The sequence below is a fragment of the Clostridium frigidicarnis genome (assembly GCF_900111985.1).
GTDB lineage: Bacteria > Bacillota > Clostridia > Clostridiales > Clostridiaceae > Clostridium_Z > Clostridium_Z frigidicarnis.
Map to the genome: position 1 here is coordinate 185,652 of NZ_FOKI01000004.1, position 14,148 is coordinate 199,799.

Sequence of the window (14,148 nt, forward strand, 5' to 3'; positions counted from 1 at the left end):
ATAGCAAGTGAATTTTAGACACATTTAAGCATTTAATTTTTTAAAACCTAAGATATCTCTAAAATTCTTAGTATTATAAGAATTTAAATTAAAATCTGTAAATCATATATTTGATTAAATATAATTAAGTGTAAAAAAATCAAATTAAGACTAAAAAGAAATATTTTTGTTAAGTATATTATAATATGGTCAATTTATATGTAATGTATATCTTAACAAGTATTTACTGTTAATATAAGCTTATATATGTTAATATATTGTAGAATAAAATATGTTCGGAGTTTAATCTGCAGGATAAAAAGATATTTTAAGGAGTGGTAATAATGATAATGGGTTTTAAAAATACAAAGCCACAAATACATGAAAGTTGTTTTATTGCACCTACTGCTGATATAATAGGAGATGTTATATTAGAAGAGGATGTTAATATATGGTTTGGAACTGTTATAAGAGCAGACGGTAATGCTATAAAAATAGGGAAAAACACTAACATACAAGATAATTCAGTAGTCCATATAGCTGGAGAAAATATAGATACAATAATAGGAGAAAATGTTACAGTAGGACATAATGCAATAGTTCACGGATGTGTTGTTGGAGATAATTGTCTTATAGGTATGGGAGCAATAATATTAAATAGGGCTGATATAGGAAACAATACTATAATAGGAGCAGGTTCTTTAGTAACAGAAGGCAAAAAAATACCTTCAGGTGTGTTATGTTTAGGCTCTCCAGCAAAAGTAATTCGTAATCTTACTGAAGAGGAAATAGATGGATTAAAAAAACATGCTCAAGGATATGTAGATTTATCGAAAGATTATAAGTAACAAGAAGGAGAAGATTTCATGATAAATATAGGACAGTTTAATATATTAAAGGTAGCAAGAACAGCTGAATTTGGATACTATCTTACTATTGATGGAAATAAAAGTGACGATGATATACTTTTACCTACTAAAAGTGCATTAGAGAGAGAATTAAATGTAGATGATGAGGTAGAAGCTTTCATATATAGAGATTCAAAGGATAGATTAATAGCAACATTAAAGACACCTTATGCAAAGGTTGGAGATGTTTCATATTTAGAAGTTGTTGATACAACAACTTTCGGAGCATTTTTAGATATTGGATTAGAGAGAGATGTTTTTGTGCCTCATAGAGAGCAAAAATATAAGCTTAAAAAAGGGGAGAAATATCTATTTTACTTATATGTAGATAAAACAGATAGAATTGCAGCAACTACGGATATAGATGGTTTTTTAGAAACAAATACTGATTATGTAGTAGGTGATGATACATATGGTATAGTATATGATATTCAGCAATGTGGAAACATCCTTGTTGCAATAGAAGGTAAATACAGAGGTATAGTTTTAAAAAGTGAGTATTATACTTATGTTAATATGGGAGAAGAACTAAAACTTACTGTAAAGAAGTTTTATGAAGATGATAGAATAGGACTTACAACAAGAAAACGAAAATTAGAAGAAAGAGATTTAATTCAAGAAAAAATTCTTAATTATTTAAAAGAAAATGGTGGAGTTATGTCATATAATGATAAATCATCCGCTGATGATATTAGAAGAGACTTTAATACATCAAAAAATTATTTTAAGATTGCATTAGGCGGTCTTATGAAGAAAAAATTAATAACCCAAGATGAAAATGGAACAAAGCTTTTATAAAAGATAATAAAAAAGGGATGGTAAACACAGTTTATCATTCCTTTTATTTATTTACCTGTATTTAACTTCAAAATTCATATTGGCTAAACTTATAACATCTCCACCATGTAAGGGAACACATGTATTAGGATAAAGCTTTAATCCGTTAAGTTTAGTGCCATTTATACTTCCAAGATCCTCTATAACATAGCTTCCTCTAAGATAATATATTTTTATATGTTTTCTGCTTATATAAGGGTTTGTAGAAAAATAGTTAGTACCTATATCACCATTTCGACCTATTATTCCACCTATTTCAGGGATTTCAATTAATTCATTATCTTTTAAATTTTTTAAAAGCAATTCCTGTAAACCAGAAGTATTCATTATATAAACTCCTTTAGAATATTAACAAATTTTTAATATAAGTATATTTTACCATTAAATAGAGATTAAGTATATTATATATTAAAGAAAATAAATAATAGTTACTTTAAATATACATTCTAAAAACATGCTTGATTACTAGTATACGCAATGTAGATAAAAATATAGTATACAAAATATTGATTTAATAGGGTATAATCTCAATAAATAATTTATTTTGTTTTTAAATTTAACTTTTAACTTGTTACTTGTACAAGATTGGGGGAGTGTAAAATGATTAATTTAAAATCTATACAAAACTTTTCAAAGGAAGAAAAACTGAAATATATGTTAATATTAACAGAAGGGCAATTAAGTTCAGAAAAGGATTTTATAGCAAATTTATCTAACATATCAGCTATAATTAATGCATGCATTCAGGGATGTAACTGGGTAGGATTTTATTTGGTGAAAGACTTACAGTTAGTTTTAGGGCCATTTCAAGGATTGCCAGCATGTAATAGAATAGAAATAGGTAAGGGGGTATGTGGAAAAAGTGTTGCTGAAGATAAAGTTATGGTAGTTGAAAATGTTCATGAATTTGAAGGTCATATCCCTTGTGATAGTGCTTCAAATTCGGAAATAGTAATACCACTTAAGAAAAACTCAAAAATAATAGGAGCATTAGATATAGATAGTCCTCATTTAGGTAGATTTACTGAGCTGGAGGAGAAATATTTAGTGAAGTTAGTAGATAAACTTGAAAAATATTATTCAAACTAGATAATTAAGATTTGGTTCTAAAATACCACTAAAAGTTAGGAAAAGAGAGTTTAAATTAGTGACAAGTTGTAAGTTGAAAGTGACAAGTTAAGGATGAAATCTTCTTAATGAGATTTCTAAAGGAAACTTGTGATTTTCAACCTCAACCTATCACTTGAAAAATAGTGTAGATATTTTTTATTTTTTTGATCTTATAAAGATTTTTGCTATTTCATTAATAACTAAAGGTACAATAGATAAACCACTAACAACTAACCAATCCTTCATTGTTAAATCAAAAACACCAAAAGTATTTGCAAGGAATGGTACTGTTATTATTATATCTTGAAGAAATATACCAAATAGTATTGAGAAGATTAAGAACTTATTTGTAAATAATCCTACTTGAAATATTGATTTTTCAGTATGTCTCATGTTAAGAGAATGTACCAATTGGGAAACACTTAAAACTACAAAGGCCATAGTTTGAGCATGAGTTATATTACCATATTTTTTAAGCCCAAATTGGAATGCAAATAATGTAAGGACACCTATTAAGACACCGTTTAGCACAAGGGAAATTCCACCCTGCTTTAAGAAGTTTTCTTTAGGATCTCTTGGATTATCATTCATAACGCTCTTATCACCAGGATCAACTCCAAGGGATAAGGCAGGTAAACTATCAGTAATTAAATTAACCCATAATATATGAATTGGTTTTAATGGAGCAGCCCAATTAAGAAGTATGGCAACAAATAGTGCGAAAATTTCACCTAAATTACAAGAAAGAAGGAACATAACAGATTTTTTAATGTTATTAAATATATTTCTTCCTTCTTCTATGGCAGATACAATAGTAGAAAAATTGTCATCTGTTAATATCATATCAGATGCACCTTTAGCCACATCTGTACCGGTTATACCCATTGCAACCCCAATATCTGCAGTTTTTAATGATGGAGCATCATTAACTCCATCTCCAGTCATAGATACAACATTTCCTTTAGCTTTAAAAGCTTTAACTATTTTAACTTTGTGTTCAGGAGAAACTCTTGCAAATACTCTTAAATGATCGATTTCTTCACTTAATTCACTATCAGAAAGATTATCAAGCTCTGAACCAGTTATGGTATCTTTTATATTTTCAGCAATTCCAAGTTCTTTAGCAATGGCAAAAGCTGTATTTTTGTGATCACCAGTTATCATAATAGTTTTTATTCCAGCTTTTTTACAAGTTTTAATTGAATCTTTAACTTCTAATCTAGGGGGATCGATCATTCCAACCATACCTATAAGAATTAGATCTTTTTCTAAATCTTGAGGAGCAATGTCATTAGAGTCAAGTTCTTTAAATGCGGAACCTAAAACTCTTAATGCGTCATCAGACATATTGTTAGAAGCATCCATAATAAGAGTTTTTATTTCATCAGTAAGAGTTTTTATTTCACCGTTTATATAGACTCTATTACAAATTCGTATTATATTATCAATAGCACCTTTTGTAAAAACTTTAAATTTATTATCATATTTATTTACTGTTGACATAAGTTTTCTATCAGAATCAAAAGGTAGTTCATTTACTCTTTGATGATTAGTTAGAAATTCATCTTTTACTATATTGAATTTAACTCCAGCTTCTAAAAGTGCTATTTCTGTAGGGTCGCCAGTAGAGTTTTCTGGAGAAAAGGTTGCATCATTACAAGCAACTAAATTTTCAAGAAGTAGTTTTTCAGTAGGGTCTTCATGATTTAAATCTTGTAGATTTTTTAAAGATGAATTAGCATAAAATTTTATAACTGTCATTTTATTTTGAGTTAATGTACCAGTTTTGTCAGAACATACAATGTTAACAGATCCTAAAGTTTCTACAGAAGGAAGTTTTCTTACTATAGCATTTTTCTTAATCATTTTTTGTACACCCATAGCAAGTACTATAGCAACAACAGCAGGAAGTCCTTCTGGTATAGCTGCAACAGCTAAACTTATAGCTGTAAGTAACATTTCAAACATATCTCTTCCTTGTATAAGAGATATAGTAAACATGACTCCGCAAATTATTAAAGCTCCAACACCTAACAATTTTCCGATTTCTTCTAACTTTTTTTGAAGAGGTGTCATTTCATTTTCAGCTTCATCAATCATTTTAGCGATTTTACCAATTTGAGTATCCATACCAGTGGATACAACAATACCCACACCTCTACCATAAGTAGCTAGAGTAGAAGAAAAGGCCATATTTTTCTGATCACCTAAAGGCACATCTTTTTCATTTATAATATCACTAGATTTATCTGAAGGCACTGATTCACCAGTTAAGGCGGATTCCTCTATTTTAAGATTAGCACTTTCAACTAACCTTAAATCAGCAGGGATGTACCTACCAGCATCAATAACAACTACGTCACCAGGAACAACATGTTCTGATTGAATTTCTATAATAGATCCATCTCTAACAATTAATGCTTTAGGGGTGGATAGTTTCTTTAATGCATCTAATGCTTTTTCAGCTTTTGCTTCTTGGGCAACCCCAATAACTGCATTTAGCATAATTACTAATAGTATTATAATAGCTTCATTGTAATCCTTCATAAGGACTGAAATTCCAGCTGCACCTAAAAGAATATAAATCATTGTGTCCTTTAGTTGGGCAAAAAACATTTGAGCAATAGTTTTCCCTTTTTTTGCTTCAAGTTTATTTTCGCCATATTTTTCTAAACGTTTTTTTGCTTCTTCAGAGGTTAGTCCATTTGAAATGTTGGTTTGGAAATGATCCAAAACCTCTTGAGATGATTTGTTAAACCACATAATATACCTCCTATAAATTATTTTGATAATAGAATATAAATAAAATTATTAGGTTACTATATAGAAATATTTGTTATTAATTTATATAGTATAAATAATAATTATAACTATAGCTTAAAGTTACAAAATTAGTTTCTCCATAAAACTTTAATATATAAGGGAAAGTATAGATTAAAAGTTTTATTATTTAATATATATATGTTCTAAAAAAGTTTATTCATTTGAATTTAAACTGTGATTTTAGTAATTCATAACAAGGTAACTTACAAATTTTATTGATAGAACTTATATATATTAGTAAATAACTGTATCGATGTAATAAAAAAAGACTTAGGTGCAATGTATAAAAACATTACACATAAGTCTTACAATTTCATACAAAGCCAGATGCGAATACACCGGTTGTTGACTTTGTAACAAGGTAAATACCTTGCCAGTTACTCCCTTATGCTTATGGTTCATTTGTAAATATTATACAATATTAGAATAAATTAGTCAACATAAAAGATATATTTATTTGATTTAATTATATAGTGAAATTTCTAGAAACTAAATAATAATAAACCCATTAAAGCTGCTATTACTATAACAATAATAGGATGTATTTTACTTTTAAAGCTTATAAATGCTATTACTATACCAATTAGTATAGATTTTAAATTTACAAATGACTCTTTTGCTAAAGACAAAAATGCACAAATAATAAGTCCAATTAATGCTGGTTTCATACCTTTAAGCATAGATTTAAGAGTAACAGAATCTTTAAATTTAATTATATAGTGTGTAGCAATGGAAACTATAACAAAGGAAAATGTTACAACTCCTAAGGTTGCCACTACACTTCCTAAAATACCTGCTACTTTAAACCCTACAAATGTGGCTGAATTTATAGCAATAGGACCAGGAGTCATTTGAGAGATTCCTATTATATCTATAAAATCACTATAAGATATCCATTGATGGTTATTTACAATTTCTTTTTCTATCATTGGTAGCATTGCATATCCACCGCCAAAACTAAACATACCTATTTTTAGAAAGGTAAAAAAGATCTGTAGAAGCAACATAATGATTACACCTTCTTCCTAAGAAATATAGCACCATATAATGCTGAACAGATAATTATAATAACTGGATGTATATCAAATATTCCTATTAGGATAATCGTTAGTATGAGAATAATCCAATTAGTTAAATTTTTTTTATCTATGGACTTGGAAAGACTTTGAACGGCAATTAAAACTAATACAGGAACAGCAGCATTTATGCCTTTAAAACATTTATCTACTATAAGATTACTTCTAAAGTTAAGAAAAAATACTGCAATGACAAGTATTATAAAAAATGATGGTAAAACAACTCCAAGAAGAGCAAAAATAGCACCAATAAACCCACCAATCTTGTATCCTATAAAAATACAACTATTAACGGCAAGTGCACCAGGAAAACTTTGACTTATTGCTATAAGATCTGAAAATTCCTCTTTAGAAACCCATTTTTTTGAGTTTACAACTTCTTCTTCAATAAGAGGTATCATTGCATATCCACCACCAAAAGTAAAAGCACCTATTTTAAAAAAACTGAAAAACATAGTTAAAATTTTATTCAAAGGTAAGACCTCCTTATTAAAATATAAGCAAAATATGATATCAATTGTTATATGTAGTCGTCTTTTTATTATAAACCCAGATATTTAAGTTTTCAAATTAAGCCCTGATAAGTTAAGAAAAACGGGGGGAAGTTGTATTGTAAATTTAATGTATATGTATTAATATAAATTGTACAGGTATTTAGATAATTAATTACATTAATATATAAATAATTTACAAAAGGAGAGAAAATCATGGAAATATCGAGAGTAAGAAATGGTTCGGCGGTTAATTCAGAAAGAAAAAAAGTTGATTTGAAAAAAGACTTTTCACAAAGCTTTAATTCTTCCAGAGAAAGAAAAAGTGAAGAAGAATTAAAGGAGATACTTGATGATATAAAGAAAAAGGGAAATAGATTGTCTATAACAAAATGTTATGGCGATGTAAGAATGTATAAAAAGCTTATAAAAGAATATTTAGAAGCTGTTTTAAAGCATATGTATTCAGTAAAAAAGGATATAAGTTTTTGGCAAACTCAATATTTTATAACAGTAGAAACTGTAGATGAAAAGCTAGAGGAGTTAACAAATTTAGTTATGGATGGAGAAAAAGGCAATATAACAGTTGCATCTGCTATAGATGAAATTCAAGGGCTTATAGTAGACATATATAAGTAATAAACAAGAATTAACCAAGATTTGTGGAATTAAAAGTGGAGAGGTGTATTAATTGACAGTTGATAATTGAGAATTGGCAATTAAGGAGGTTTTCTTCACTCTGTTCAGAAAAACTTAGAATTGATTTGTATATAGAAAAGAGAGGGATAAGCAATAGTAAACCACCTGACGAACAATTAGCATTGTTGGTATAAAAATTTTGTGCAGTCGGCTTACATTGATTATCACTCTCTTTTCGGGTTATATGAATATCCTTTTTGCTAATCTTTAAATTTAAAGAAAACTACCATAGCTTGCATCAGATGGCATTCTCCAATCACCTCTAGGTGATAAACTTATTGATCCAACTTTTGGACCATCTGGAAGAGCAGAACGCTTAAATTGTTGAGTAAAGAATCTTTTCATAAACATAGTAAGCCATTTTTCAATAATCTCTTCAGGATATTCTCCTTTAAAAGACTCTTTGGCAAGGAAAAGGATTTTTTCATAAGGTGCACCTTGCTTTATAAAATAATATAAGAAGAAATCATGTAATTCATAAGGACCTACTATATCCTCTGTCTTTTGAGTTATATTGCCTTCCTTATCTTTTGGAAGAAGCTCAGGACTTACAGGAGTAGCTAGTATGTCTATTAAAGTTTGCGCAGTTTTATCTTTAACTTCAAATTCAGCAACATAACCAACCAAATATTTAACTAATGTCTTAGGAATAGAGCAGTTAACAGAGTACATAGACATATGGTCTCCATTATAAGTACACCATCCAAGTGCAAGTTCAGATAAGTCCCCAGTACCTATTAAAAGTCCACCTTCTTTATTAGCCACATCCATAAGGATTTGAGTTCTCTCTCTTGCTTGAACATTCTCATAAGTAACATCATGTTTTTCAACTGGATGATCTATATCCTTAAAATGCTGTAGGCATGCGTCAACAATGTTTATTTCTCTAAAAGTAGTTCCAAGCTCCTTACATAGATGAACAGCATTATTATAAGTTCTATCTGTGGTTCCAAAACCAGGCATAGTTATAGTTAGAATATTTGTCCTTGGGATATTTAACATATCAAATGTTTTTAATACAACTAATAATGCTAAAGTTGAATCAAGTCCACCAGAAATACCTATAACAGCTTTATTTATATTTGTATGTTCAAGACGCTTTGCAAGAGCAGAAGTTTGTATGTTAAATATTTCTTTACATCTTACATCTCTTTCATGGGCATTTGAAGGAACAAAAGGATGTCTATCTATGTATCTATCAAATTTGCCATAATCTTTTACTTTAAATTCAAAGTTTATTTCTAATGGTTTTAAAGATGAATTTTTCAAACTATCTCTAAAGCTTAGATTTTTCATGCGTTCACATGTAAGTTTATCCACATCAATTATAGAAGTTATTATTTCATTTTCACGTTGGAATCTATTGTTTTCATTTAAAGTAATTCCATTTTCGCAAATAGAAAGATGACCACTAAATAAAAGATCAGTAGTGGATTCATGTACACCAGCAGAAGCATATATGTAGGATAACATACATCTAGCACTTTGATTTTCAAGTAAAGATTTTCTGTAATTATATTTACTTACAAGTTCGTTTGAAGCAGATAAATTACCTATTATGTTTGCTCCCATTAGAGATAAATTTGAACTTTGGGGAATTGTAACCCAAAGATCTTCACATATTTCAAAACCAAGTTTAATATCCTGGCATGTGAATAATAGGTTAGTTCCAAATGGAACTAATTTATTCCCATTCTTAAATGGTAATGAAATTGTTTCATCTTTTATAGAAGCACCTTCTGTAAACCATCTTTTTTCATAGAATTCACTATAGTTTGGTATATAGCTTTTAGGTACAACACCTAAAATTTTCCCTTCAAATATAACATATGCACAATTATAAAGTGTGTAGTTGTGAAGGCAAGGTCCGCCAACAGCAATTACCATATCAAGAGATTTTGAATAATTACATAAGTCTTCTATTGCTTCATAGGTCTTATCTAGAAGTCTTTTTTGTAAAAATAAATCTCCACATGTATAAGATGTTATACAAAGTTCAGGAAAAACAAGAATTTTTGTGTTATTTTTACTTCCATCAACAATACATTTTTTAATGTTTATTAAATTTTCATCTACATTAGAAACTTTAGTTATGGGACAAGCTGCCCCAACTCTTATAAAATTCATTTTAATCACTCCGTAAAAAAATTGTTTTAAAGATAAATAAGAAAATATAGAATTATAAAAGCTAAAACTTTAAAACTCTAAATTCTATATATAGTTTATGTATTTAACACTATTATAATGTAAAAGAATATTACTAAGCAAATTTAACCAGTTAATAATATAAATAATTTTAAAGCTTATAGGTAATAATGTTGCTTGTAGGTTAAAAATTACTTAGGAGGAGTTTGTAATGAATAAAAATAGTAGAGCAAAAAAATATCTTATTATTACTTTACTAATAATAGGAGTATTTTTTATGGTTGGATTTAAGTCTAATGATAATCTTAATGGAAAATGTGAAGAAAACAAATGTAAAATAGAAGATAAGGAAGAAAAAAGTGATAAGGAAACATTAGAAGAAAAAGATGAACTTGAAAGAGAAGAAAAAGATGAGACAACTGAAAGTGATGCGGAAATAAAAAACAAACCAGGGGCTGTAGGAAAAATAGAAGAAATCAGGAAAGATGGAGAGAACATACTCATAAGAGTCAAGGGTGATAGACATGCAGGATATATGTTTGACGAAATAGTAGCTGTAATAAATGAAGATACTGAAATAAAGGATAAATGTGGAAATGAAATAAGAGGAGAAGATTTAAAAGAGGGAATGTTAGTAGTTGTTGAAGTTGGGGATGCTGTAACTAGTTCTCTTCCACCACAAGGAGTAGCCAAATACATAAAAGTTCAAGATTGTAGCAAAGGTGATGTTCAGGGAAAGGTTAAAAAAATACAAAAGGATAAAAAGGATAATACATTAAGGCTTAAAGTCAAAGGTGAGAAAAATGAAAATTTTATCTTTAATGAGGCTATAGTAATAGTAAATGAAAAAACAGAAATATATGATAGTTGCGGACATAAAGTTCCTATGAATTCTATTAAAAAAGGCTCTAATATCCAAGTAGTATTTACAGGACCTGTAACTAAATCAATTCCTCCTCAAGGAATTGCTAAGATTATACTTATACAATAAGAATAAAAACATTAAAGCATTGTGAAAAAATAATTATTTTGCAATGCTTTATTTGATTATTAAATAGCAAGTATTGGAATAATCTTTCAGAATATTTAAACAATTACATTGAAAAAATTGTAAAATAACTATACACTTATAACTAAGCATAAATGTTATATTACAGATTTTAAGGGGGGATTATATATGATGGAAGTAGTTAAAACGCTTAACCATTATCTATGGAATTATATTTTGATTTTTTTATTATGCGGAACAGGTATATATTTTTCATTTAGGCTTAGGTTTGTTCAATTAAGAAAATTTAATGAAGCTTTTAAAAAAACATTTGGAGGTTTAAGTTTTGGTAAAAAGGCAGGAAATGAAGGAATGTCATCCTTTCAGGCATTAGCAACAGCAATTTCTGCACAGGTGGGAACAGGTAATTTAGCAGGAGCTGCAACAGCCATAGCATCTGGAGGACCAGGAGCAATATTTTGGATGTGGCTTAGTGCTTTCTTTGGGATGAGTACTATTTTTGCAGAGGCTACATTAGCTCAAGTATATAAAACTGAAAAAGATGGACAAGTTACAGGAGGTCCAGCATACTACATTAGCAAAGGGCTTAAAAGTAATTTTTTAGCAGGATTCTTTGCTGTAAGTATAATTATAGCCCTTGGATTTATTGGTAATATGGTACAGGCTAATTCAATTGGAGCAGCATTTAAAAATGCCTTTAATATTAATCCATATATAGTAGGAGCCGTTTTAGCAATACTTACATGTGCAATAGTTTTAGGAGGAATGTCAAGAATTGCATCTTTTGCAGAGATGGTAGTTCCTGTTATGGCTTTATTCTATATTTTGGGCAGTTTATTTATTATAGTGAAAAATTATGATAACATACTTCCAGCATTTCAAATGATATTTGTAGGAGCTTTTAATCCTCAAGCTGTTCTAGGTGGTGGAATAGGTATTACAGTAAAGCAAGCAGTTAGATATGGTGTATCAAGAGGATTGTTTTCTAATGAAGCTGGTATGGGATCTACACCTCATGCTCATGCTGTGGCAAAGGTTAAATATCCATGTGATCAAGGTTTAGTTGCTATAGTTGGGGTATTTGTAGACACTTTTGTAATTTTAACATTAACAGCCCTTGTAATTTTGACAACAAATTCAATAGGAGAAGGTGTAACAGGTATAGAACTTACTCAGAAAGCTTTTAATGTGGGCATGGGAAGTTTTGGGGAAATATTTATTGCTATATCACTATTTTTCTTTGCTTTTTCTACTATTATAGGATGGTATTTCTTTGGAGAAGCAAATATAAGGTATTTGTTTGGTAAAAAAGGATTACCTATATATAGGATTTTAGTTATGGCATTTGTTTTCTTAGGATGTGGCATGAAGGTAGATTTAGTATGGGAGCTTGCAGATTTCTTTAATGGAATAATGGTAATTCCAAATTTAATAGCTGTTATTGGTTTATCTAGTATAGTTACAATAAAGTTAAGAGAATATGAAGAGGTAAATGTAAAAAAATCTAGGGTACATGAAAGAAAGTAACAACACAAAATAGACTAGCATACTGACTTATTGTTTTTTGAATGTGCCCAAATAAGTATTAATGTATTAAGAATTTAAAAAATATATGTTATTCTAAAGATTAAATTTATAATACAAAAATAGGTTTATCTAACTTATCATAAAGATATAATTAGATAAGCCTCTTATTATTTCAATATGATATAATAAGAAAAGGATATCATAAAGGGGTGTAGATTATGAGTAACAGAATATTATTTCCTGAAATTAAGCCATATAAAACAGAAATGTTAAAGGTTTCAGAATTACATACAATGTATTATGAGGAAGTAGGAAACCCAAATGGTGAACCTATATTGTTCTTACATGGTGGACCAGGAGCTGGATTAAGTGAGGGGTATAGAAGATATTTTGATCCAGAATTTTATAGAATTATTTTGTTTGACCAACGTGGGGCAGGTAAAAGTATTCCTCATGCAGAATTAAGAGAAAATACAACAAAGCATTTAGTTGAGGATATTGAAAAATTAAGAGAACATTTAAATATAGAAAAGTGGGTAGTTTTAGGAGGGAGTTGGGGAACAACGTTAGCATTGACATATGCTATCAACCATCCTTCAAAAGTACTTGGACTTATTTTAAGAGGAATATTTCTTGGAACAAAATCTGAAATTGATTGGATTTATCAAGAAGGAGCTTCAAAAATATACCCAGATAAGTGGGAAGAATACTTTAATTTAATTCCTGAAGATGAAAGAGGAAATATGATAGAAGCTTATTATAAGAGATTAACTAGTAGTAATGAAGAAGAAAGGCTAAAAGCAGCTAGAGCATGGAGCATGTGGGAGGGAAGTATAGTAAATTTAATCCCAGATGATGAAACTATAGAAGAATTTGGATCATCAGGCTTAGCACTTTCAATGGCAAGAACAGAATGTCATTATTTCATAAATAGTATGTTTAATGAGAGTGATAATTATATATTAGAACATGCTGATAGCATAAAAGATATTCCTTGTAGAATTGTTCATGGAAGGTATGATATGGATTGTCGTGTATTTGCAGCATGGGAACTTCATAAGTTACTACCTAAGTCAGAACTTAAAATTATTAAAGATGCTGGTCACTCAGGTATGGAACCTGGAACTATAAGTGAACTTGTACAAGCAGCAGAGGATTTTAAAAAGTTATATTAAATTTCACACAATAAATACAGAAATTTATTAGGGAAGTCATTTTTGAAATGAACCCAAAAAGTTAGACAAAGTATAATTACGCTACTTCCAGGGACTGGATCCTGTACTGGACAGGACTCAGTCCTTTCAATTTGCTCTTGATTCGTTTATTGTTATAGTAATCTATGTAAGCTACTAATTCTTTAATGAAATGTTCTATGTTATCGAATTCCTGTAAATATAGCAATTCTGTTTTCAGTAAGCCAAAGAAATTTTCCACAACTGAGTTATCGAGACAGTTACCTTTACGAGACATACTCTGTCTAATGCCTTTCTTCTTCAACATATTTTGATAACTGAACATTTGATATTGCCATCCTTGGTCAGAAT

The 14,148-nt window shown here is 29.2% G+C and carries 13 protein-coding genes; 7 read left to right on the forward strand and 6 right to left on the reverse strand.

Annotated elements, in window-relative coordinates:
• The first annotated feature begins 323 nt into the window (after positions 1–323).
• Together BM119_RS03695 and BM119_RS03700 are read left to right on the forward strand one after the other, a co-directional pair.
• A complete protein-coding gene (locus BM119_RS03695) occupies positions 324–827 on the forward strand; it encodes a gamma carbonic anhydrase family protein (RefSeq protein WP_090039010.1) in 504 nt (167 codons plus the stop codon).
• Positions 828–845: 18 nt separating this feature from the next.
• A complete protein-coding gene (locus BM119_RS03700; RefSeq protein ID WP_090039012.1) occupies positions 846–1,685 on the forward strand; it encodes a CvfB family protein in 840 nt (279 codons plus the stop codon).
• A gap of 51 nt (positions 1,686–1,736) precedes the next feature.
• Here BM119_RS03700 and BM119_RS03705 read toward each other — a convergent pair whose 3' ends face one another.
• Entirely contained in the window at positions 1,737–2,051 is a 315-nt protein-coding gene (locus BM119_RS03705) for an FHA domain-containing protein (protein ID WP_090039013.1), read from the reverse strand.
• Positions 2,052–2,324: 273 nt separating this feature from the next.
• Between BM119_RS03705 and BM119_RS03710 the strand changes: the two genes are divergently transcribed.
• Positions 2,325–2,813 (forward strand): GAF domain-containing protein, encoded by a 489-nt coding sequence (locus tag BM119_RS03710; protein ID WP_090039015.1) that lies wholly within the window; start codon positions 2,325–2,327, stop codon positions 2,811–2,813.
• A 177-nt stretch (positions 2,814–2,990) separates the two neighbouring features.
• Here BM119_RS03710 and BM119_RS03715 read toward each other — a convergent pair whose 3' ends face one another.
• The 3 genes from BM119_RS03715 to BM119_RS03725 form a co-directional block, all read right to left on the reverse strand.
• Positions 2,991–5,597, reverse strand: a complete 2,607-nt coding sequence (locus BM119_RS03715) for a calcium-translocating P-type ATPase, PMCA-type (protein WP_090039016.1) — start codon at positions 5,595–5,597, stop codon at positions 2,991–2,993.
• 542 nt (positions 5,598–6,139) lie between these two features.
• Positions 6,140–6,667, reverse strand: coding sequence for a chromate transporter (locus tag BM119_RS03720; protein ID WP_090039018.1), 528 nt, complete (start codon positions 6,665–6,667; stop codon positions 6,140–6,142).
• A gap of 2 nt (positions 6,668–6,669) precedes the next feature.
• Entirely contained in the window at positions 6,670–7,206 is a 537-nt protein-coding gene (locus tag BM119_RS03725; protein ID WP_090039019.1) for a chromate transporter, read from the reverse strand.
• 234 nt (positions 7,207–7,440) lie between these two features.
• Here BM119_RS03725 and BM119_RS03730 point away from each other — a divergent pair, with 234 nt between their 5' ends.
• Positions 7,441–7,863, forward strand: coding sequence for a YaaR family protein (locus BM119_RS03730; protein WP_090039021.1), 423 nt, complete (start codon positions 7,441–7,443; stop codon positions 7,861–7,863).
• A gap of 273 nt (positions 7,864–8,136) precedes the next feature.
• Here BM119_RS03730 and BM119_RS03735 read toward each other — a convergent pair whose 3' ends face one another.
• The gene (locus tag BM119_RS03735) at positions 8,137–10,056 is read right to left on the reverse strand and encodes an NAD(+) synthase (RefSeq protein ID WP_423230995.1); all 1,920 of its coding nucleotides are present in this window, start codon (positions 10,054–10,056) and stop codon (positions 8,137–8,139) included.
• Between the two features lie 223 nt (positions 10,057–10,279).
• On the opposite strand from BM119_RS03735, the gene BM119_RS03740 reads away from it, so the two are divergent.
• The 3 genes from BM119_RS03740 (at position 10,280) to pip (ending at position 13,779) form a co-directional block, all read left to right on the forward strand.
• Positions 10,280–11,059: a hypothetical protein gene (locus BM119_RS03740; RefSeq protein ID WP_090039024.1), complete on the forward strand. Its 780-nt coding sequence runs from the start codon at positions 10,280–10,282 to the stop codon at positions 11,057–11,059.
• 186 nt (positions 11,060–11,245) lie between these two features.
• On the forward strand, positions 11,246–12,604 hold the full coding sequence (locus tag BM119_RS03745) for an alanine/glycine:cation symporter family protein (protein ID WP_090039025.1): 1,359 nt from the start codon (positions 11,246–11,248) through the stop codon (positions 12,602–12,604).
• 218 nt (positions 12,605–12,822) lie between these two features.
• Complete coding sequence (gene pip, locus BM119_RS03750; protein ID WP_177199303.1) at positions 12,823–13,779, forward strand: prolyl aminopeptidase; 957 nt, start codon at positions 12,823–12,825, stop codon at positions 13,777–13,779.
• Between the two features lie 76 nt (positions 13,780–13,855).
• Here pip and BM119_RS03755 read toward each other — a convergent pair.
• On the reverse strand, positions 13,856–14,148 hold a 293-nt coding region (locus BM119_RS03755), incomplete at its 5' end, for an IS3 family transposase (RefSeq protein ID WP_143087286.1).

What these genes read in the sequence shown, in the direction of transcription:
- BM119_RS03695 (WP_090039010.1), top strand. Translation starts at nt 324, where the DNA reads ATGATAATGGGTTTTAAAAATACAAAGCCACAAATACATGAAAGTTGT.
- BM119_RS03700 (WP_090039012.1), top strand. Translation starts at nt 846, where the DNA reads ATGATAAATATAGGACAGTTTAATATATTAAAGGTAGCAAGAACAGCT.
- BM119_RS03705 (WP_090039013.1), bottom strand. Translation starts at nt 2,051, where the DNA reads ATGAATACTTCTGGTTTACAGGAATTGCTTTTAAAAAATTTAAAAGAT.
- BM119_RS03710 (WP_090039015.1), top strand. Translation starts at nt 2,325, where the DNA reads ATGATTAATTTAAAATCTATACAAAACTTTTCAAAGGAAGAAAAACTG.
- BM119_RS03715 (WP_090039016.1), bottom strand. Translation starts at nt 5,597, where the DNA reads ATGTGGTTTAACAAATCATCTCAAGAGGTTTTGGATCATTTCCAAACC.
- BM119_RS03730 (WP_090039021.1), top strand. Translation starts at nt 7,441, where the DNA reads ATGGAAATATCGAGAGTAAGAAATGGTTCGGCGGTTAATTCAGAAAGA.
- BM119_RS03740 (WP_090039024.1), top strand. Translation starts at nt 10,280, where the DNA reads ATGAATAAAAATAGTAGAGCAAAAAAATATCTTATTATTACTTTACTA.
- BM119_RS03745 (WP_090039025.1), top strand. Translation starts at nt 11,246, where the DNA reads ATGATGGAAGTAGTTAAAACGCTTAACCATTATCTATGGAATTATATT.
- pip (WP_177199303.1), top strand. Translation starts at nt 12,823, where the DNA reads ATGAGTAACAGAATATTATTTCCTGAAATTAAGCCATATAAAACAGAA.